Raw genomic sequence first — 20672 nt, forward strand, 5'->3', positions numbered from 1 at the left:
ATGACCGAGATGACCACGATCGACACACTTTATGGTGAAGCCCTCGCGCAAGCGGCAGACCAGGCCGTTCGGGCAATCCCGCCAGCCTGGCCGCTGACGGCCACCGTCGCAGTCAACCCCTTCCTCGGCCAAGTCACCGATACGCTGGACCAGACGGCGGCCCGGCTGGCCCGGATCAGCGGCGTGAGGCTCGCCCTGCCGCGCAAGCACTATGCCGACAAGATCGCCAAGGGCGAGATCACGGACGAGGATCTGGTGGCAGCACTCCAGTCCAGCGCGCTCTTCAACCGTGTTGATCTTCCGGCGCTGAAAGCTGCAGTCGCAGAAGAGCCGCAGCCGGTTGCAGCACTCCCGACGATTGCGGAACTTGCGGCCCGCGCCACGGGCAAGGACTGGCCCGGCCTCGTCTCCGAGCGGATTGGCACTTATGCCGCCGGCTTCTTTGATCAGGGCCAGGCGCTCTGGGCTGCGTCGCGGCGCAACGGCCTCTATGCCGCCTGGCGCGCTTTTGCGACCCATGATCTGACCCCCGAGATCCTCGGGCTGAAGGGCTTCAGCATTCATGTTGATGAAACCCCGGAGACCCCGCATGGCGCGATCGAACGGGCAGCTGTGTCTCTTGGCCTCGGAGCCGAACCCGGCACCTATTTCCACCAGCTCTTGCTGAGCCTGGGTGGCTGGGCGCAATATGCACGGCACATCCAGTTCAAGGCGGAGGTCGAAGGCCGCACGGACACGACAGCACTCGAATTGCTGGCGATCCGGCTTGTCTTCGAAGAGGCGCTTTACGCCCGCCACAAGTCGGCGATCGAGAGCGAATGGCAGCAGGTAAGGCGAACCCATGCCGAGCCCGTCATGGCGGATTTCGACACGGTGATCGATGGACTGCTGCAAATCGCTGCCGAACGGGCAGCGCAGCGGAAGCTGTCTGCGACGCTGGCTGCGCCCTCATCCGCCAAGGTTGCCGAATTGCGGCCCGTGCTGCAGGCAGCCTTCTGCATTGATGTGCGCTCGGAGGTGTTCCGGCGGTCGCTCGAACGTGTTGATCCAGGCGTCCGGACGCTGGGCTTTGCCGGCTTCTTCGGCCTTGGCGCCAGCCATAAGGGCTTTGCATCCGACGTTGCCGAACATCGTCTTCCGGTTCTCTTGAAGCCTTCCGTCTTCAGCTGCAGCGCTGTCGATCACGATCAGGATGCCGACCAGCAGGCGCGGTTCAGCGCGCGCGCCACGCGCGCCTGGGGCCGGTTCAAGCTTGCGGCGGTGTCCTCCTTCGCCTTTGTTGAGGCTATGGGACCGGTCTATGCCGGCAAGCTGATGCGGGACGGGTTGGGCTTCCACAAGAGCAAGTCACCGGATGCGGCCAAGCCGCGTTTCGCACCGAGCCTTGATCTCGACACGCGCGCCGTGGTCGCCGAAACGGTGCTGAAGGCCATGTCGCTGACCGAAGGTTTCGGCCGCTTCGTGCTGATTGCGGGTCATGGTGCCAATGTGGTCAACAACCCTTACGCCAGTGCGCTGCATTGCGGCGCCTGCGGTGGCTATGCCGGCGACGTCAATGCGCGTCTGCTTGCTGATCTCTTGAATGATCGTGCCGTGCGGGAAAAGCTGGCCGCCAACGGAATTAACATTCCAGCCGACACGATCTTCCTCGGAGGCCTGCACGACACGACAACGGACACGGTGACCCTGTTCGAGGACGATCTCGAAAAGGATATTGCGCCTCAGGATATCGTCCGCATCCGCCAGTGGCTGGCTCAGGCCGGTAGCCTGACGCGGGCGGAGCGCGCCCGGCGGCTGCCGCGGGCGACAGGGGACAGCATCATCGAGCGGAGCCGGGACTGGTCGGAAGTCCGGCCGGAGCTCGGGCTTGCGGGCTGCCGCGCCTTTATCGCGGCCCCGCGTGCCCGGACTGCCGGCCGCTCGCTGGAAGGTCAGGCCTTCCTGCACGACTATGTCTGGAGGAAGGACGAGGGCTTCAAGATCCTCGAACTCATCCTGACGGCTCCTGTTGTCGTTGCGAGCTGGATCAGCCTGCAATACTTCGGCTCTTCGGTCGCGCCGTCACTTTTCGGTGCCGGCAACAAGCTCCTCCACAATGTCGTCGGCGGCATCGGGGTGGTCGAGGGCAATGGGGGCAATCTGCGCGCCGGTCTTCCCTGGCAGTCGGTGCATGATGGCGAGGACTTCGTGCACGAGCCGCTGCGGTTGACCGTTGCCGTCGAGGCGCCAAAGGAGGCGATCATCGACATCCTGAAGCGGCATGCGCAGGTGCGCGCGCTCTTCGACAATGGCTGGCTCAGCCTCTTCACGCTCGACGAGCAGGGCCAGATGGCCTGGCGTTACGCCGGCAATCTAGGCTGGACGGACGTGCGGCAGGGGGCAGCTTCGGTTGTCGAGCAGAAGGTCGCAAGCTGACCGCAAGAAATGGAAACCGCCGGCCTGTTTGCCGGCGGTGTCGCCTTTGTCTCTCAGTCAGCGTCGACCGGCTGGAGCCGCGTCGGATCGGACGCGTCAGCGGAGGTTTTGCCCGTCGACAGCAGGTGCTCGGCCTCGGCCATCATCAGGGGGGCAACCCCTTTGATGTCATCGGGCCGGATGGCTTCGGTTAGGTAATAGGCGATGCTGCCGTCGCGGTAGATGCCCTGGAAGGGGCCGAGACCTGCGACGCAGCAGATATTCTGCAATTGACGCCGTCCCCCCTCGACGGGGCGCACTTCGAGTTCTGTCAGCGCCTTCAACGCCGATCGCCCGAGGTCCGCATGCCTGTCGATCCCCAGGCGTTCCGACTTTTGCAGCGCATAGGCGAACATGGCCGTTGCCGAGCTTTCTGCGTAATTGCCCTTCACGTCGGGTACATCGATAACCTGCAGCCAGCGATGGTCTTTCGTTACGAGGGCTGAAAGGCGCTCGTTGAGAGCGGCAAGCCTTCCCGACAGGTCGCTCCGTGGTCCGCCTTCGGGCAGACGCTCGATCACATCGACAAAGGCCATGGCCAGCCAGCCGATCGAGCGGGCCCAATGCGCAGGCGAGAGACCCGTATCCGGATCCGCCCAATCCTGCAGGCGTGACTCGTCGTAACCATGGCGATATAGGCCCGAGGCTTTGTCAAAGGTCAGGTCAAGAGCCGTCGTGAACTGTGCGATGGCGTCGTCCACGAGGGCCGGATCACCCAGGGCCTGACCCAGCTCGATCTTGAACGGCATGGCCATGTAAAGACCGTCCAGCCAGACCTGATGTGGGTAGCGCAGCTTGTGCCAATATGGGCCGCTGCGGATGCGCGGGTGGTGGGTGAGCTGTTGGCCGAGCTGTCTTGCCGCATCCACATAGCGGGACTGGCCGCTCAGACGGTGGAGATAAAGCAGCGCATGGCCGGGCTGAATGTTGTCGATGTTGAATTCCGTGATCCGATAGTCGGCAAGACCGCCATCGGCATCCACCTGGGCATCCACCAGACGTTTGAGATGATCGAGCCAGCGTCGATCACCGGTCGCCTCGTGCAGTGTGATGAGGCCGCGATATAGGCAGCCGTCCTCATAACACCAGGCGCCTGCCTTGTAGGGTTCATAATCGCGGGCGTAATCGTCGAAATAGGAAATCAGCATCGGTCTTCATGGGTCCGGGTGAATGGAAGCGGGTGACAGGCCGGAAAGCCGGCTGAATATTGTGTTCTCGGCGATGATGCCGGCATGGCGCAGTTCGGGCAGGTGGCAGGCCATTTCAGGTATCGCGGGTTTCGCATCGTCGCGATAGGCGATGCTCAAGCCATCGATCGACACGGCGTCGATCGTGGATTCCGGCAGTCCGTAAAAGACGGCGGCCGCGGTTTCGGCGCCCGAGACCTGCAGATTGCGGATATCGATCCCGTCGATCTTCGGGGTGGTGACGGAGACGGGCAGAGCGATGCGGGATTGCACGTAGTCCGAGCGACCATCGGCATCGCAGAAATAGAAGGCGTTGACGGCTATCGGGGTCGCGACATCCTCCATCCGGCAGTCCCGGACGCTGATGTTGGACACGGTGCCGCCCCGCCCGCGACGGGTCTTGATGCGCAGTCCGCGGTCGGTGCCGATGAAGTGGCAACGGCTGATGGCGACATCGCTGATGCCCTGGCTCATTTCACTGCCCATGACGACGGCCCCATGGCCGCGCTGCATCAGGCAATTGCGGATGGCGACATCGCGGGTGGGTCGGTCAGGACCGCCGCGCGGATCGCGCTTGCCAGCCTTGATCGCCACGCAGTCGTCGCCGACGGAAATGTCGAGGCCGATCAAACGGATGTTCTGGCTGGATTCGGGGTTCAACCCGTCAGTGTTGGGAGAATCAGGATGGTTGCGGATCGTCAGTCCGACCGCGAGCACGTCCTCGCAAAGGACGGGATGGACGGTCCAGGAGGGGGAGTTGCGGACCGTGATGCCGGCCAGTGTGAGCTGGCGGCAGCCGGACAGGAAGATGGTGCGTGGACGCCGGGCCCCGTCGCGGGTTTCCTTCGGCCAGGTCCACCAGTCGCCCCGGTCGCCGCCACCGTCCACGATCCCCTTGCCGCAGATGGTCAGGTTCTCGCAATCGATTGCGTTCAGGAGGCTTGCGAAGCAGGCTTCGGCCACGCCTTCCCAGGTTCCCAAAACGCGCCCATCGGCGTGCCGGGCGGGCAATATGCGCCGTCCCTCGCGGGTGCCGATGTCCTGAAGGACTGCGCCGTCTTCGAGCAGCAGCGTCATGTCACTCTTCAGGAAAAGCGGGCCTGAAGTCCAGGAGCCGGCGGGCAGCCGGAGTGTTCCACCCGCCGGCACCGCAGCGATCGCGGACTGGATCGCCGTGGTATTGTCGTTGCTGTCGATCCGAGCACCGTGATCACGGATGTCGACCACGCCCGTTTCGGACGCGGTTTTGAAGGTTGCCCCGCCGATCGCGGTCGAGAAGCGGTATTCGCGGTCCGGTTCGAGACCGTCGAGGGACAGCGCGACCGATGTCGCGCTACCTGTCTTGACCGCCGTGCCGTCATCCAGCTGCAGCACCCAGGGCAGCGCCCGGTCGAGAGCGAACAGATGTGCGTCCGCTTCGATCAGAAGGGTTGCCGTCCTTGATGACAGGTGCAGCAGCTGGATGGGGCCGTCGGTCAAGCTCGTCCCCCTCAGATGCCGGTCAGCGCGCTGTTGATGCCGTCGATGATCTCGGCGGCGGCATCCTCGGCCGAAGCCTGACCATAGGCGAAGGCTTCAAAGGTGCTGTCGAAGACATCCGTCACACGCGGATGTTCGTTGAGCGGCGAGACGCCGACGCCCGAGCTCTCCAGCACGATCTTGTTGGCCTCGACCTGCACCGGCTTGATCGCGCCGGCCTTGCTCAATTCCTCCAGCGCGATCTTGCTCGAGGGCACGCCACGGGATGCGCCGAGGATCTTGATTGCTTCCGGATCATTCAGCAGGCAGTTGATGATCTCGGCGGCGGCTTTCGGCTCCTTGCTGTTCTTGGAGATGGCGAACAGCATGGAGGGTTTGCGGTAGACGCCTTCGGTCTGGGCGCCCTCGACCTGCAGGAGCTTCACCGGAACGAGCTCCTGGCCGTCTTCCATCGGTCCGGAAATCTTGCCGTAGGTGCTATCCCACTGGTAGGTGCCGGCGATCTTGCCGCTGGCCCAGGCCGGGTTTTCATGCAGCGGCGCGTTGCCACCGGCGGCCACGTCCTTCCAGGACTTGATGACGCCCTTGTCGACCATGGTCTGGTAGAACTTCAGGCCGTCCGCCAGTTCCTCGACAGTCCAGGCGACCTGGTTGGTCGCGGGATCGATCAGGTCCTTACCCGTCTTCTGGGTGGTGCGCAGGATCACGACGAGACGTGCGTCAAGCGCCGTGCCTTCGAAGGGATAGTAATCCTGGCCGAGCTTTTCCTTCATCACCGGGGCTGCGGCGAGCAGTTCGTCCCAGGTGGTCGGGATGGCGAGGCCGGCCTTGTCATAGGTGGTCTTGTTGAACATGAAGACGCGACCGGTGGTCGAGACCGGCAACCCGTTCAGCTTGCCGTCAACGCTGCCGCTCTTCAGATCCGTCTCGGACCACTGGCTGAGGTCGATCACATCCTTGAACTGGTTGAGGTCAACGAAGCCTTCGCCGTTCTTCGAGAAGATCGGCAGCCACGGCCAGTTGATCTGCATGATGTCGGCTTCGGTCTTGCCGGCAAGCTGTGTGGTGATCTTCTCCTGGTGGCCGGTCCAGCCGGTGAATTCCGGCGAGATGGTGTGACCGTACTTGTCACCGCAGAGCTTCAGCGCTTCCTGCGTTGCCTTGTGACGGTCGTCGCTGCCCCACCAGGACATGCGAAGCTCCGCAGCATTGACACTCGTCAGGCTGGTTGCCGCAAGAAGTGCGGCGGTCATGATCAAGGTTCTCATTCTGGCTCCTCCCAAGTTAGAACGATGACGGCTTCAGTCGGCGAGCGAGATGTTCTCGCCCGTCATTCGGTTGAAGATATGCGTGGACCGGATATCCGGGCTGAGCCAGATACGGTCGTCACGGATGGCCGAACGGTCGTATTGGCTCGACGGTACGACGGCGATCACGCGTTCGCCGCCGATATTGATGTAAAGATAGACTTCGTGGCCCATGAACTCGACATGGCTCACACGCCCCGACAACGTCCCCGGCGTCTCGGGTGGCGCGATCTTGAGATGCTGCGGTCGGATGCCGATGGTCACGTCACGCGGTGCATTGCGCTCAAGCCTTTGCGCGAGGCCATCGGTGATCGAGATCGTCTGGCCGGCGGTCACCAGTTCGCCATTGCCGGTCAGTTCCGCGGCGATCAGGTTCATCTCGGGGCTGCCGATGAAGCCGGCGACGAAGGCGTTGGCCGGACGGTTGTAGAGGGTGACAGGGTCGGCCACCTGCATGATATGGCCGTCTTTCATGACGCAGATCCGGTCGCCCATGGTCATGGCTTCCGTCTGGTCATGCGTGACATAGACGACGGTTGCAGCCATGCCATCGGCCTTCAGCTGCTTGTGCAGATCGGTGATGCGCACACGCATCGAGGCGCGCAGCTTGGCGTCGAGGTTGGAGAGCGGCTCGTCGAAGAGGAAGACCTGCGGCTTCTTGATCAGCGCACGCCCGACGGCGACACGCTGGGCCTGACCGCCCGAGAGCTGTTTCGGCAACCGGTCGAGCAGGGCGCCGATCTCCAGCGTGCCCGCCACTTGGTCGGTCGCCTGGTCGATTTCATCCTGCGGCCGACGCTTCAGGCGCATCGAGAAGGACAGGTTCTTCTTCACCTTCATGTGCGGATAAAGCGCATAGTTCTGGAAGACCATGGAGATGCCGCGGTCCCCCGGTGCACGGTCGTTGACCAGTTCGCCGCCGATCCGGATCTCACCGCCTGATATCCGCTCAAGGCCCGCGATCATGCGCAGCGTCGTGGACTTGGCGCAGCCGGAGGGTCCGACCAGCACCATGAACTCCCCGTCGTCGACGTCGAGGTTGATGCCATGCACGGCACGGAAGGAACCGTAGTCTTTTTCGAGGTTTTTCAGTTGCAACCTTGCCATTGCATTATCCCTTGATGCCGCCGGCAGAGATGCCGTCGATGAAGTATTTCTGGGCGAGGAAGAAGACGGTCAGGGCCGGCAGCAGCGTCAGCACCGACATGGCGAGCACCCGGTTCCACTCGAAGGCTTCCGTCGTATCGATCGAGAGTTTCAGCGCCAGCGACACCGGGAACTTCTCGACCGAGGAGATGTAGATGAGGGGCCCCAGGAAGTCGTTCATCGTCCACATGAACTGGAAGAGGCAGACCGAGATCAGGGCCGGCATCAACAGGGGCACGACGATGAAGAGCAGGACCTGCCAGGTATTGGCGCCGTCCACCCGGGCCGCCTCTTCCATGTCACGCGGGATGGCGCGCAGGAACTGCACCAGCATGAAGACGAAGAAGGCATCACCGGCAAAGGCCGAGGGGACCCAGAGCGGCAGATAGGTATCGAGCCAGCCGAGATCGCGGAACAGCAGATATTGCGGAATGCGGGTGACCACGTTCGGCAGCAGCAGGGTTGCGATCAGGGTTGCGAAGAGCAGCTTCTTGTAGGGGAAGTCGAAGCGGGCAAAACCATAGGCGACTGCCGTGCAGGAGATCGCCGTGCCGATGATCTTCGGCAGCACGATCCACAGTGTGTTCAGGAAGAAGGTGCCGAAGGTGTAGGGCGTGGAGGTCTTCCAGCCATGGATATAGCCATCGATCGTCGGGTCATCCGGCAGAAAGCCGGGATTGGCGAAGATCTCGGAATTCGTCTTGAACGAGGCGCCGATCAGCCAGACCAGCGGATAGAGCATGATGAGGCCGACCACCGTAAGAAGGACGTAGCGGAAGACGGTCGTCATTTTCTGCCGGCGCCGATCCCGGCGATGGGCCTTGTCGACCTCGTCGATACCTGCGGCAAGTGGGGTGAGGGCGTGGTCGGTCATGATCAGCTCCGCTTGTCGCCGGCGTAGTAGACCCAATGGCGCGAGGACCAGAAGGCGATGAGGGTGAGGGCCATGATGATGACGAACAGCACCCAGGCGATGGCCGAGGCATAGCCCATGTCGAAGCGCAGGAAGGCCTCGTCATAGATGTAGATCGGCAGGAAATAGGTGGCCTTCAGCGGGCCGCCCTGCGTGATGATGTAGGGACCGTTGAACTCCTGGAATGCCTGGACCATCTGCATGATCAGGTTGAAGAAGATGACCGGCGTGATCAGCGGCAGGGTGATGTGGACGAAGCTCTTCCACTTGCCGGCACCGTCGATCGCGGCGGCCTCATAGAGGCTCTTGTCGATGCTCTGGAGGGCTGCCAGGAAGATCACCATCGCGGAGCCGAACTGCCAGACACGCAGGAGCGTGATGGTGAAGAGGGCGTTGGTCGGATCGCCGAACCAGTTGATCGGTTCAATGCCGATCGAGGCCAGGCCCATGTTGATCAGGCCGACATCGGCGAACATGTAGCGCCACAGCACCGCAATCGCGATCGATCCGCCCAGGATCGAGGGCACGTAGAAGGCCGTGCGGTAGAGATTGATGAATTTCAGCTTGTAATTCAGGATGACCGCGATGAAGAGCGCGAAACACAGTTCGAGCGGCACCGTCACGAAGACATAGAACAGGGTGACGCTGAGCGACTTGATGAAGGTCCGGTCGCTGGTGAACAGCCTGATATAATTGTCGAAGCCGGTGAAGATCGGCGCGCTCATCAGGTTGTAATCGGTGAAGCTCAGATAGAGCGACATGACGAAGGGCAGGGCCGTGAAGACCAGCAAGCCGACGATGTAGGGGGCGAGATAGAAGAGCCCTAGGTAGCGGCTGTCTCCGCTCATGCGGCACCTCCTGCACGCGCCAGTGCTTCGGGCAGGCGATGCTGGGTCGCCGTGACCATTTCGCCGAAGAGACGGTAGGCCTTGTCCTGCGGCAGGGTGGCGACCAGGGGGTCCGATACGAAGAGCGGCGGAAGAGCCTCAGCATCACCTGAAAGAACTGCCGCGACAAGTGCCGTCTGGCGCTCGGCATGAGGGCGAGCGAGAAGTTCGATGGCCAGCGGTAGGCGCCCCGCGACCACAGGCTGGACCCCGAGAGCGCTGAAACGCGTATTGGACTCGACGATCGTCCCGTCGGTAAAGCCCTCCAACTGCCCCCGGTTCGGGAGATTGACGTTGCTGACGTGTTCGGGGCCACCCATCAGCGCCTTGATCTGCTCGACGATCGCCTCGTCGGAAGCGCGCGGCGGGGGCAGGTCTGCTCCGTTGTCGAGCGCATTGGCATAATCGATCTTGGCCTTGCGCTCGCGCATGCGGAATTCGACCGGTGTGAGCCCAAATTTCCAGGCGGCATGGTCATCGAGATACCAGCTCTGGGGCAGGAACTCGACGAGATGACGGTCGCCGGCGGCAGCGGCGATGCCGAAGCGGAGCGACAGGTCGAACTTCACCCGGAAGCTGTCGGTGAAATAGCGGTCGTGTTCATTGGCAGGATCCAGCGGGGATTCCCGCCAGCCGGTCGCATGATGCTCGCGGGCAAATTCGAAATAGGCCGGCATCATGTCGACACCGCCGACGGCGGCGCGGTCCACGAAGGTGAAGTGGTTGATGCCGAGCACGTTCACCATGGCGTCGCGATAGCCGTAGATGACTTCGCCTGCCCGGCGATTTGCCAGATAGGCCATGATCTTGCGGGTCTTGATGACCTCGTGGCAGGAGCCCCATGCCCGGATCTCCGGAAAGACGGAATAGAGCGTAGCCGTCAGCACCGACATCGGGTTGGTGAGGTTGCAGACATAGGCTTCAGGGCAATGGCGGGCGATCGCGCGGCCGATCTCGGCGATCATCGGAATCGCCCGCATGGCACGGACAAAGCCGCCTGGGCCGACCGTGTCGCCGACCGACTGGCGGATACCGTAACGTTCGGGAATGGCGATGTCGTTGGCCATGTCCTCGAACGATCCCGGCAGGATCGAGATAATGACGACATCGGCGCCCGTCAGAGCGGCCTGAAGCGTCTTCTCCGCCGTATAGGTGACTGTTGCGCCGGCCCCGCTTCGGGCGGCATAGCGGGCACCGATCCGGGCATTGCGCTCGGCTGCCTCATGGTCGAGATCATAGAGCCGGACGGTCGCGGGCAGTGTGCCGTCCTGGGCGAGATCACCCATCAGTTTCGTCGCCCAGTTGAGCGAACCGCCGCCGATATAGGCGATGGTGACCGGGCGCATGTATTCCGTTTTCTGCATCGCAATATTTGGGGTCGACGAAGCCTTGACCGGCCACATGCGTGACCCGTCCCGCTGTCTACCCTACTCCTCCTGGTATCCTCCCCGGTCTTCCCAAGGAGACCGGTCCTGTGGCTAATATCTCGCCAGACGTCTCGCGCGGAAATCGACAAATAGGGGAAAAAGGATGGACAAAACTGAAGGTAGCGTGCTCGCCGGCATTCCGATGCAGGCACTGGCGCTCAACCTGACGCGCTCGACGATCCGCATGCAGCATTCGCAGACCTGGTCGATCGACAAGTCGAACCGGGTTCATGATCTCGTGATCTGCCTCAGTGGCCGCGGGATCTATGATGTCGAGGGCGAGACGGTGGAGATGGAGCCAGGAAGCGCCATGCTTCTGACCGCCGGAACCCGCTTCATCGGGCGATCTGCCTCAACGGAAGCCTATACAGGCATTGCCCAGCATTTCACGCTCGACCTTTTCGGGCGTCTCGACCTGATTTCGCAGATGGATCTGATGCGATCGATCCGGCTTGCCCGTTGGGACATGCTGGAAAAGGTCGTCATGCATTTTCGCGAAACGGCACCACCCTATTCGACGACGCTGCAGCAGCACCATGTCTTCATGTTCCTGCTGATCGAGTTCATCGAGCAGGCCTTTGTCGGCTGGCGAGAGCAGTCCGTCGGCACTGTCGCCAACCCCGATCAGCTGTCATTGGCGATCATGGTGGCCGCGAGCCAGATCGCGGCTGATCCCCTCAACGAAGGGATCACCGAGCAGGTTCTCGCTGCTGCCCCCTACAATCCGGACTATTTCAAGCGTGAGTTCCGCAAGCGCGTCGGCTGGACCATGGACAAGTTCCAGGAGTTCAAGCGCATGGAACGCGCCATGGGTCTTTTGGCCGGCGGCTGCACGGTAAAGCGGGCGGCGGCGCTCTCAGGCTATGCCGACGCCTATTACTTCTCCCGCATGTTCAAGCGCTATATCGGCATCAGTCCCCAGGGGTACCAGGAGGCGGAGCGGCGGAACCGGGAAGGGGCCTTCCCACGCGGAGAAGAGGACGGGCAGGTGGTCTACCCCTTGCCGCGTCAGTGAAAACCTGTCTTATGAGTTTCGCGCCTGAGCCATGGCTTCACGATAGGCAGCGCCTCAGTGAAAAGATTTTTTCAGCTTGTTGCTCGGTGAACAACATGTATGATAAGTTTATATAACATGTATGGGAGGAATGATGTCGCATACCGACTTCACCAATCGCTTCGCCATCGATCCATTGACCGCTGCCGGCTTTGGCACGGATGAATTGCGTTCGAATTTTTTGCTGCCGCCGCTCTTTGTGCCCGGTCGCATCCAGCTGCATTACACCAATTACGATCGGATGATCGTCGGTGGTGCGGTGCCGGTTTCGTCGACGCTGGCGCTTGAGACGATCAAGCCGGCGGGGACGCCCGAACTCCTGGCACGCCGTGAGCTGATCGCCGTCAACATCGGCGGCGCCGGTGTGGTGACGGTGGATGGTGAGAGCTTCCAGGCCGGCACCCGCGACATGGTCTATGCCGGTATGGGGTCTTCGGTCAGCTTCGCCTCCGTGTCGGCGGACCAGCCGGCCAAGTTCTATCTCTTGAGCGCGCCCGCCCACACCCGCTACCCGGCACGTCATATCGGCATCGGCGACGCCAAGCGGATTGATCTCGGCACGCAGGAGACCAGCAACGAGCGCTCGATCTTCCAATTCGTGCACCCCGAGGGCGTGAAGACCTGCCAGCTGGTGGTGGGCATGACGAGCCTTGCCAAGGGTTCCATCTGGAACACAATGCCCTGCCACATCCATGACCGTCGCATGGAGGTCTATCTCTATTTCGACATGGCGGAGAAGACCCGGGTCTTCCACCTGCTCGGTGAACCGGACGAGACGCGCCACATCATCATGAAGAACGAGGAAGCGGTTCTGTCTCCCGGCTGGTCGATCCATTCAGGTGCCGGTACGGCCAACTACTCGTTCATCTGGGCCATGGCTGGCGACAATGTCGACTATACCGATGTCGATGCGGTCGCCATTGAGGACATGCGCTGATATCCGCCCAAAGACGGATGGCGGAAACCACGTTTTAAACGACATGCGGGATTGTCCATCCCGTATGTATCGTTTGCATCATTGATTTTCAAATCAAGGTTGTAGATTTTAATTCGGCCCGACGGCGGTAAACGCTGCGGGCCGAAACTTTTTCAGGCACTGCCATTAAGTTCATCTTAGTCTTCCAGGCTCATGATCCGGTCGATTCATGCATGGACATCGGGAGACGCTAACTCGGCATCACCCGTGTCGAAGGAGACCTTTATCGTGTTTATCGATCGTATATTGTCCCGCTTTAACATCCAGACCAAGGTCCTGATCTTCATCCTGCCTTTTGTCATCAGCATCTCTGCCGTTGGCTTCACAGGTCTTTACGCCTCGGGTCTCCTGCAGGGTCGCATCGAGATCTCAAACAGCGTGCTGCAGTCTTTGAGCGGCTTCCGCGACGTGTCCGCGTCGATGACCAGCTTTCTGGCTGATACGACGGACGCCGCCAAGGCCGATCTGACAGGACGTCTGGAGCAGCAGAAGCGCGATCTGGACACGACGCTTTCGCAGCTTGCCCCCGATGCTGATGGTCGGTCGGAGCTGGAGGAAGCCGGCAAGTTGATCGATAAGGTCTTTATCCACATCGACGATCTATGGCGGCTGCATGCCAGCGAATCAACTCTTGTCGATACACTTCAGCAGGGCACAAAGCAGGTGGTTGTCGCCCAGGGGCGTGTGACGGCTGCGATGGCAACCATGGAACGCGCGGTGCAGGCAGATGATGCCGCTGCCAAGACCATGCTGCGCGACGCCGAGAGCATTCGCAGCACAGGCACCTTCCTGACCGAAACGAATTCTGCCTTTACCAAGGCCAAGACGCCGGACGAGAAGTTTGCTGTCATCACCGCCCGCGTCGATGAGATCATCGCGCGCCAGCAGGTTCTCGCCGCCGTACTGCCGAAGGCGAACCAGTCGGCTGCAAAGACGCTTGAGAAAATTGGTGGCGAACTGAAGGCGGCCGTGGCTGCTAACGACAAGTCGGAAGCAGTGATCACCGATTTGGCCGGAAAGCTCCGCAACTTTACCCAGCTCAACGCCTATCTCGGTCTGGCTGCCCAGCAGAAGATGAAGGAAGCGACGATCAAGTTCGGTGAACTCGATGCACCGCTTGCGAAGGCACAGGCCGTCATTGCCGACGGTCGTCAGGTCATGGCCGCTGGCTATGCGCTTCAGATCATGATGGCGCGCTTCCTGCTGGAGCCGACCGAGCAGAACCGCATGCTGCTTGAACAGCAGTTCAATGCCGTCAAGAAATTCCTGGCAGCGCTGGACAAGACGGCTGCCGACCAGCCGATCATGATGCAGGTGAAGAAGGAGCTGGGTCCGGCTGTGGATTCCATGATCGGTGCGAGTGCTGAGCTCGTGAAGGTCAGCCAGGAGCGCAAGGCTAGCTTCGAACAGGCGGGCGCCGATTTGAATGTCATCTGGAAGCAACTGACGACCTTTGCCGAAATGCAGAAGGTCTCGGCTGGCCAGGAGCGTCAGGAGGCGAACTCTATCTCCATCGGCGCGACCGCGCTCGGCATTCTGATCTCGATCTTCGCCGGTATCGGCCTGGTGCTGACCTTCAAAGGCCCGATCGGCCAGATCACCGGTGCCATGCGCCGCCTTGCGGAAGGCGTGCTGGACACGAAGATCAATGGCGAAGCCCGCGTTGATGAAATCGGCGAGATGGCGCGCGCGCTTGGTGTCTTCAAGCAGAACGCACTGTCGAAGATCGAAATCGAAAGCCGCAGCGAGGCCGAAAGGGCTCAGGCGGAGGAAGAGCGTCGCCGCAACGATCTCGAGAAGCAGGAGATCGACCGGCAGATCGATTTTGCCGTCAACGCACTGGCCTCCGGCCTCGGCCGTCTTGCGAAGGGCGATATCTCCGAGACCATCGACACGCCGTTCCACGGTCGCCTGGAGCAGCTGCGCAACGACTTCAACCAGTCGCTGGAGCATCTGCAGGATACGATGACGCAGATCCGCTCGAACACCTACATGATCCAGCGCAACGCCGCCGAGATGAGCAGTGCGGCCGACCAGCTCGCCAAACGCACCGAACAGCAGGCAGCTTCGCTCGAAGAAACAGCGGCTGCCGTCGATGAGATCACCGTGACAGTCAAGTCCTCTGCCGAGCGTGCCGAAGAAGCAAACAGCATCGTCGGCGAGACCAAGGGTCGTGCAGATACCTCGTCAACCGTGGTTGCCAGTGCCATTGACGCCATGGGCCGGATCGAGGATGCGTCGGGCCAGATCGTGCAGATCATCGACGTGATCGACGAAATCGCCTTCCAGACCAACCTTCTGGCCCTCAATGCCGGTATTGAAGCCGCCCGTGCGGGCGAGGCCGGAAAGGGTTTTGCCGTCGTCGCGCAGGAAGTGCGTGAGCTTGCCCAGCGTTCGGCCGGTGCCGCTCAGCAGATCAAGGACCTCATTCACAAGTCGAGCACGGAAGTTACCTCGGGCGCCAAGCTCGTGCAGCAGACAGGTGCGGTTCTGGCAGAGATTTCCGCCAGCATCATCACGGTCGCTGATCGGGTGTCGGTCATCGCCATGGCGAGCCGCGACCAGTCAAATGCGCTGGCGGGGGTCAACTCATCCGTCAACGAAATGGACCAGATGACCCAGCGCAACGCCGCCATGGTCGAGGAGACCAATGCCGCGACCCGCCAGCTGGCGGACGAGGCGGACGCGTTGATGCAGCTCGTCAACCAGTTCAAGCTCGCTCCGGAAGGACGACGCCAAGGTGGACACTCGCATAGTCGTGCCGCCTGACAGGGTCATGATGCCTCAAGCTGACGAGCCGCCGCCTTAACATGGTCGGCGGCTCTGTCGTATCCGCGCATTCGCATGCGAGAGCCGCTTGGAAAGCTTGCGACAGCCCGTTATCCTTGAACGCGGAGGAGCGAGCACTTGACGAGACCCATGGTACCCCCCGCGAGGCGATTGGCTGATGCCCGGCGCATGATCGTCGCGCTCGTCCTGGTTCTTCTGGCCGTCGTTGTGGCACTTGTCACGGTCGGCAATCGGCTTCTCACGCTGACTGTCATGGAAGAAGCCTCGCTGCAGGCGAACAGTGCCTTGCGTCTCGCAACCTCAGCTCTCACCGGTCATCTCAGCCGTTATGAGACCCTGCCCGCCCTGATTGCCGATCATGACGACATGAAGCAGCTGGTGCTCGACCCGAACAATCTGGAACTCCGAAACGCGGCAAATCTCTATCTGAAAGAGATCAACACGCTGCTCGAATCCTCGGACATCTATGTGATGACGATGGACGGGAACACGATTGCGGCGAGCAATTTCGACCGGCCGGCGACCTTCGTCGGCGAGAATTTCAGTTACCGTCCTTATTTCTACGAGGCGGCAGCGGGCCTGCAGTCACGGTTTTACGCGCTCGGCACGACGTCGGCGAAGCGTGGCTACTATTTCTCGTCGCCAATCGAGGTCGATGGCGTCGTTCGTGGTGTGATTGCCTTCAAGGTCGATATCGAGGGTATCGAAACATCCTGGCGGGGTGGCGAATACAAGATCCTCGTCCATGACCCCGAAGGCATCATCTTCATGACCGGCAATCCGGAATGGCTCTATGCCTCGGTCTTGCCACTGACATCGGAACGTCTGGAGCGTACTTCGGCATCCAGACGCTATTCCGATGCGGTGCTGCGGGAATTGCCGATCAAGCGCACGTCGTTTGACGATCACCTCCTTATGACGGTCAATCAGGACAGCGGCAAACGCGAGTATCTCGTGCTTGAGCAATACATGCCCGACGCCGATTGGACGGTGAAGGTTCTGTTTGATACCGGCACGATCCACGCTCAGGCGCGCACCATGCTCGTTGCCATCCTGCTGTTTCTCTGCCTGTTTGGATTGGGTCTCGCCGTGGTCATTCAGCGGCGCGCACGGCTGCAGGAGCGCATGCATATGCAGATCGAGGCGCAGGCCGAACTGGAGCGTCGTGTCGAGGAGCGCACGGCGGACCTGGCCCGGGTTAACCTGCAACTGCGCCAGACGCAGGCCGATCTCATCCAGGCCGGCAAGCTTGCCGGCCTTGGTCAGATGTCGGCGGCATTGTCGCACGAGTTCAACCAGCCGCTCGCTGCTGCCAAGACCTATGCCGACAGCGCGACGATGCTGATCGATCGCGACCGCATCTCGGAGGCACGCGACAATCTGGGCCGCATTTCCAATCTGATCGACAGGATGGCTTCCATTTCGCGGCATCTGCGCAATTTTGCCCGCAAACCCAACGAAAAGCTTGGCGCGATCTCCATCGAGGACGTGGTTGAGGAAACACTGGAGATCGTCTCCGCGCGATTGGGTACAGCCGATGCGACGCTTTCCCTGTCCTTCGAACCCGGCCTGCCGCCGGTGCAGGGCGGCTCGGTGCGTCTGCAGCAGGTGCTGGTCAACATTCTCACCAATGCCTGTGATGCCGTGGAAGGTCTCGAGGATCGCAAGATCGAGCTTGCGGCACGGCGGGACGAGGGGCGGGTGGTGATCGAGATCGCCGACCGTGGCCCCGGCGTGCCGCCGGCCATCGCCGAACGGATTTTCGATCCTTTCTTCACGACCAAGGGTGTGGGCAAGGGGCTTGGTCTCGGTTTGTCGATTTCCTACAATATCATCAAGGATTTTGGCGGCAGCTTGACGGTCGGGCCGCGTGAAGGCGGCGGTGCTCTGTTTCGCATCGAACTCCTGGAAGCGGAAGCTTTGAGCGAGGCGGCGGAATGAGTTCCGGACTGGTCTTGATCGTCGATGACGAGGAGGAGCTGCGTTTCTCCACCAGCCAGGCCCTCGAACTCCATGGTTTGCAGGTGAAGGCGTTTGCGACGGGCGAGGAGATCCTCTCGCGCGTTGGGTTCGGCTTCGATGGCGTCGTTGTCAGTGACATCCGCATGCCCGGCATGGACGGGATGACGCTGCTACATCGGATCCGCGAGCTCGACCACGAGATCCCGGTGATCCTTGTGACCGGTCATGGCGAGGTGCAGCTGGCGGTCAAGGCGATGCGCGAGGGCGCCTACGACTTCATCGAGAAGCCGTTTGCCAGCCAGGCGCTCGCCGGCGTGGTGCGCCATGCACTGGACCGCCGTTCCCTGGTGCTTGAGAACCGACGGCTGCGGGCCGTGGCCGGCAAGCGGGACGATATCGAGACACGTCTGCCCGGACGCACGCCCGTGATGGTCGATCTGCGCTACCGCGTTCGCGCCATCGGGGCGACGGAGGCAGATGCGCTGGTTATCGGGGAGACGGGAGTCGGCAAGGAGGTCGTGGCGCGCAGCCTGCATGACGTCAGTGCTAGGGCCAAGGGACCGTTCCTTGCGATCAACTGCGCTTCGCTGCCGGAAACATTGATCGAAAGCGAGCTCTTCGGGCATGAGGCCGGGGCTTTTCCAGGCGCGATCCGTGCCCGCTACGGGAAATTCGAACATGGCCGGGGCGGGACGATCCTGCTCGATGAGATTGGCTCGATGCCCTTCGACCTGCAGGCGAAGTTTCTAAGGGTCCTGCAGGAGCGGACCATCACCCGGCTCGGGTCGAATGAGACGGTGCCGCTCGACGTTCGTTTTCTGGCCACCAGCAAGGTGGATCTGGAAGGCGAAGTCGCGGCTGGCCGGTTCCGCGCCGATCTCTTTTACCGGCTGAATGTGGTTACGCTTCGCGTGCCCTCGCTGGCGCAACGTAGAGCGGACATCCCGCTTCTCTTCCTGCATCTGGTGCGGGAGGCCTGTGCGCGCTACGGGCGCGACGACATGGAGGTCGAGCCTGAGATCCTCTCGGAGATCGCCGAGCGGGACTGGCCGGGCAATGTGCGCGAATTACGCAATGCCGCCGATCGGCTGGTGCTTGGGCTTGAGACGGGGCTCGACAGTGCGGCGCAGCTGGAAGCTGCCAATACCCGCCTCGCGGACAAGGTTGCCGCCTATGAAAAGCAGCTGATCGCCAATGCCATCACCGCCCATGGCGGTGCGCTTCGACCGGTGTATGAACAGCTCGGCATCTCGCGGAAGACGCTTTACGAGAAGATGCAGAAGCACGGTCTCGATAAGAGCCTGGCCTTCGACACGCGTGATTGAGGCCCTATACTGCAGACCGTAGAGCGATGATGGGTGGAAATCCACACATCCGAAAAGCGTGTTGGGCGGGAATCTACCCATGGTGCGTTGCGGCAAGCCAGAAAACCTTAACACTCTCCGCCCTGGACGATTGTGACACGATCCCGCCTGACGAAGATCGGGCCATCCAATGCCGGGCGGGAGGAGCCGACCGGCAGGATCAATCAAACCGGGAGGCCTTTATGACTTTCTTCAAGTCGCTTTTCAGCGCAACCGCCATTGCGGCAACCTTCATCGCAGCAGCCGCATCGGCTCAGACCTATCCCGAGCGCTCGATCACCATGGTCGTTCCGTTCGCTGCCGGCGGCCCAACGGATACCGTGGCTCGTCTTGTTGCTGAATCCATGTCCAAGGATCTCGGCCAGCAGGTTCTCGTCGAGAATGTCGGCGGTGCTGGTGGCACGCTGGGTGCTGGCCGCGTCGCAAGCGCCGCGCCGGACGGTTATACCGTGCTGCTGCATCATATTGGCATGGCGACCAGCGCGACCCTCTATCGCAAGCTCGCCTATGATCCGCTCAATGCCTTCGACTATGTCGGTCTCGTCACAGATGTGCCGATGACCATCGTTGCCCGCAAGGACTTCGAGCCGACCGATCTCAAGGGCCTGGTTGAGTATGTGAAGGCGAACAAGGACAAGGTCACCGTTGCCAATGCCGGCATCGGTGCAGCCTCGCATCTTTGCGGCATGCTGTTCATGAGCCAGATCGAAACCCCGCTTGTGACCGTTCCCTACAAGGGCACCGGTCCGGCCATGACCGATCTGCTCGGCGGCCAGGTCGATATCATGTGCGACCAGACCACCAACACGACGAAGCAGATCCAGGGCGGCACGATCAAGGCTTATGCCGTGACCTCGGCTGAGCGTCTGCCGGTCCTTCCGGATGTACCGACCGCTGCCGAAGGTGGTCTGAACGACTTCCAGGTTGGCATCTGGCACGGTGTCTATGTTCCGAAGGGCACACCGACGGAAGCGATCGACAAGCTCAATGCCTCGCTCAACAAGGCACTCAAGGACGAGAATGTCATCGCCCGCTTCGCCGAACTCGGCACGGCGCCGTCGCCTGAAGCAGATGTCACCCCTGCGGCACTGAAGGCCAAGCTCGAAAGTGAAATCGCCCGCTGGAAGCCGGTGATTGAGGCTGCTGGCCAGTACGCCGACTGATCCTTTCACAGCTGCGCGTATCCGGTTTCCCGACCGGGTCCGCGACTTGTCGTGCCGGTCGGCGAGTGTCTCGCCGCCCGTGCTTTTTGTCGGGGGACAACATGAAATCCATACGCTTCGACACGGCCAATCTTCTCTGTGGCCTGCTGTTCATCGGGCTCGGCCTCTTCTTCGTCATTCAGTCGCTGTCGCTGGAACTCGGCACCGCCTTCCGCATGGGGCCGGGTTACTTTCCGCTGGTGCTGGCCGGTGTTCTGACCCTGCTTGGCGTCGTCATTCTCGTTCAGTCGGTGAAGGTCACCGGAGAGGTCATCGGTGCCATCGCCTGGCGCGGTATGCTTTTTATCCTGCCGGCGCCGATCGTCTTCGGCCTGCTGGTCCGTGGTGCCGGCTTCGTGCCCGCCCTCTTCGTCGCCGCCTTCATCGCGAGTTTTGCCTCTGAGCGCCTGAGGGTGCCGGCGGCGCTCGCGCTTGCGACCGGCATCACCTTCTTCTCGGTCCTCGTGTTCAGCTACGGCCTCGGCCTGCCGTTCGAACGCTTCGGCCCCTGGTTCCGTTGAGGA

At 61.6% G+C, this 20672-nt stretch carries 15 protein-coding genes; 8 read left to right on the forward strand and 7 right to left on the reverse strand.

The annotated features are described in order from the left end of the window. Positions 1-2415, forward strand: coding sequence for a YbcC family protein (locus AC1PUL_RS01145; RefSeq protein WP_480466219.1), 2415 nt, complete (start codon positions 1-3; stop codon positions 2413-2415). A gap of 53 nt (positions 2416-2468) precedes the next feature. Here the strand turns inward: AC1PUL_RS01145 and AC1PUL_RS01150 are convergent, their stop codons facing one another. The 7 genes from AC1PUL_RS01150 to AC1PUL_RS01180 are packed head-to-tail and all read right to left on the reverse strand — an operon-like array spanning position 2469 to position 10719. After that, positions 2469-3602, reverse strand: coding sequence for a glycoside hydrolase family 88/105 protein (locus AC1PUL_RS01150; protein ID WP_480466220.1), 1134 nt, complete (start codon positions 3600-3602; stop codon positions 2469-2471). Between the two features lie 6 nt (positions 3603-3608). Then, entirely contained in the window at positions 3609-5120 is a 1512-nt protein-coding gene (gene pglA / locus AC1PUL_RS01155) for a polygalacturonase PglA (protein ID WP_480466221.1), read from the reverse strand. 11 nt (positions 5121-5131) lie between these two features. Next, on the reverse strand, positions 5132-6388 hold the full coding sequence (locus tag AC1PUL_RS01160) for an ABC transporter substrate-binding protein (RefSeq protein WP_480466222.1): 1257 nt from the start codon (positions 6386-6388) through the stop codon (positions 5132-5134). A gap of 33 nt (positions 6389-6421) precedes the next feature. After that, positions 6422-7534, reverse strand: a complete 1113-nt coding sequence (locus AC1PUL_RS01165; RefSeq protein WP_480466224.1) for an ABC transporter ATP-binding protein — start codon at positions 7532-7534, stop codon at positions 6422-6424. A 4-nt stretch (positions 7535-7538) separates the two neighbouring features. After that, complete coding sequence (locus AC1PUL_RS01170; protein ID WP_480466225.1) at positions 7539-8447, reverse strand: carbohydrate ABC transporter permease; 909 nt, start codon at positions 8445-8447, stop codon at positions 7539-7541. A gap of 2 nt (positions 8448-8449) precedes the next feature. Then, positions 8450-9334 carry a carbohydrate ABC transporter permease gene (locus AC1PUL_RS01175; protein WP_298463507.1) on the reverse strand — a complete coding sequence of 295 codons (885 nt, stop codon included), beginning with the start codon at positions 9332-9334 and terminating at the stop codon, positions 8450-8452. Next, entirely contained in the window at positions 9331-10719 is a 1389-nt protein-coding gene (locus AC1PUL_RS01180) for a family 4 glycosyl hydrolase (protein ID WP_480466226.1), read from the reverse strand. The genes AC1PUL_RS01175 and AC1PUL_RS01180 overlap by 4 nt, the downstream gene beginning before the upstream one ends. A gap of 184 nt (positions 10720-10903) precedes the next feature. On the opposite strand from AC1PUL_RS01180, the gene AC1PUL_RS01185 reads away from it, so the two are divergent. The 7 genes from AC1PUL_RS01185 to AC1PUL_RS01215 all read left to right on the forward strand — a co-directional run bounded on the left by AC1PUL_RS01185 (position 10904) and on the right by AC1PUL_RS01215 (position 20669). Continuing rightward, positions 10904-11815 (forward strand): AraC family transcriptional regulator, encoded by a 912-nt coding sequence (locus AC1PUL_RS01185; protein ID WP_298463510.1) that lies wholly within the window; start codon positions 10904-10906, stop codon positions 11813-11815. A 133-nt stretch (positions 11816-11948) separates the two neighbouring features. Further along, on the forward strand, positions 11949-12791 hold the full coding sequence (kduI, locus tag AC1PUL_RS01190) for a 5-dehydro-4-deoxy-D-glucuronate isomerase (RefSeq protein WP_480466227.1): 843 nt from the start codon (positions 11949-11951) through the stop codon (positions 12789-12791). Positions 12792-13058: 267 nt separating this feature from the next. Next, a complete protein-coding gene (locus AC1PUL_RS01195) occupies positions 13059-15599 on the forward strand; it encodes a methyl-accepting chemotaxis protein (protein WP_480466228.1) in 2541 nt (846 codons plus the stop codon). A gap of 189 nt (positions 15600-15788) precedes the next feature. Next, positions 15789-17561 (forward strand): sensor histidine kinase, encoded by a 1773-nt coding sequence (locus AC1PUL_RS01200; protein ID WP_480468452.1) that lies wholly within the window; start codon positions 15789-15791, stop codon positions 17559-17561. Continuing rightward, entirely contained in the window at positions 17558-18907 is a 1350-nt protein-coding gene (locus AC1PUL_RS01205; protein WP_480466229.1) for a sigma-54-dependent transcriptional regulator, read from the forward strand. Before AC1PUL_RS01200 ends, AC1PUL_RS01205 begins: the two co-directional genes overlap by 4 nt. A 221-nt stretch (positions 18908-19128) precedes the next feature. Further along, entirely contained in the window at positions 19129-20109 is a 981-nt protein-coding gene (locus tag AC1PUL_RS01210) for a tripartite tricarboxylate transporter substrate binding protein BugD (RefSeq protein ID WP_480466230.1), read from the forward strand. Between the two features lie 101 nt (positions 20110-20210). Further along, positions 20211-20669, forward strand: coding sequence for a tripartite tricarboxylate transporter TctB family protein (locus AC1PUL_RS01215; protein ID WP_480466231.1), 459 nt, complete (start codon positions 20211-20213; stop codon positions 20667-20669). The last annotated feature ends 3 nt before the right edge of the window (positions 20670-20672 follow it).

The organism is Rhizobium sp. P43, assembly GCF_056730705.1.

Coding starts and splice junctions, on each gene's coding strand:
- AC1PUL_RS01200 (WP_480468452.1), top strand. CDS start 15,789: ATGATCGTCGCGCTCGTCCTGGTTCTTCTGGCCGTCGTTGTGGCACTT.
- AC1PUL_RS01170 (WP_480466225.1), bottom strand. CDS start 8,447: ATGACCGACCACGCCCTCACCCCACTTGCCGCAGGTATCGACGAGGTC.
- AC1PUL_RS01160 (WP_480466222.1), bottom strand. CDS start 6,388: ATGAGAACCTTGATCATGACCGCCGCACTTCTTGCGGCAACCAGCCTG.
- AC1PUL_RS01185 (WP_298463510.1), top strand. CDS start 10,904: ATGGACAAAACTGAAGGTAGCGTGCTCGCCGGCATTCCGATGCAGGCA.
- AC1PUL_RS01215 (WP_480466231.1), top strand. CDS start 20,211: ATGAAATCCATACGCTTCGACACGGCCAATCTTCTCTGTGGCCTGCTG.
- AC1PUL_RS01165 (WP_480466224.1), bottom strand. CDS start 7,534: ATGGCAAGGTTGCAACTGAAAAACCTCGAAAAAGACTACGGTTCCTTC.
- AC1PUL_RS01145 (WP_480466219.1), top strand. CDS start 1: ATGACCGAGATGACCACGATCGACACACTTTATGGTGAAGCCCTCGCG.
- kduI (WP_480466227.1), top strand. CDS start 11,949: ATGTCGCATACCGACTTCACCAATCGCTTCGCCATCGATCCATTGACC.
- AC1PUL_RS01180 (WP_480466226.1), bottom strand. CDS start 10,719: ATGCGCCCGGTCACCATCGCCTATATCGGCGGCGGTTCGCTCAACTGG.
- AC1PUL_RS01210 (WP_480466230.1), top strand. CDS start 19,129: ATGACTTTCTTCAAGTCGCTTTTCAGCGCAACCGCCATTGCGGCAACC.
- AC1PUL_RS01150 (WP_480466220.1), bottom strand. CDS start 3,602: ATGCTGATTTCCTATTTCGACGATTACGCCCGCGATTATGAACCCTAC.
- AC1PUL_RS01175 (WP_298463507.1), bottom strand. CDS start 9,334: ATGAGCGGAGACAGCCGCTACCTAGGGCTCTTCTATCTCGCCCCCTAC.
- AC1PUL_RS01205 (WP_480466229.1), top strand. CDS start 17,558: ATGAGTTCCGGACTGGTCTTGATCGTCGATGACGAGGAGGAGCTGCGT.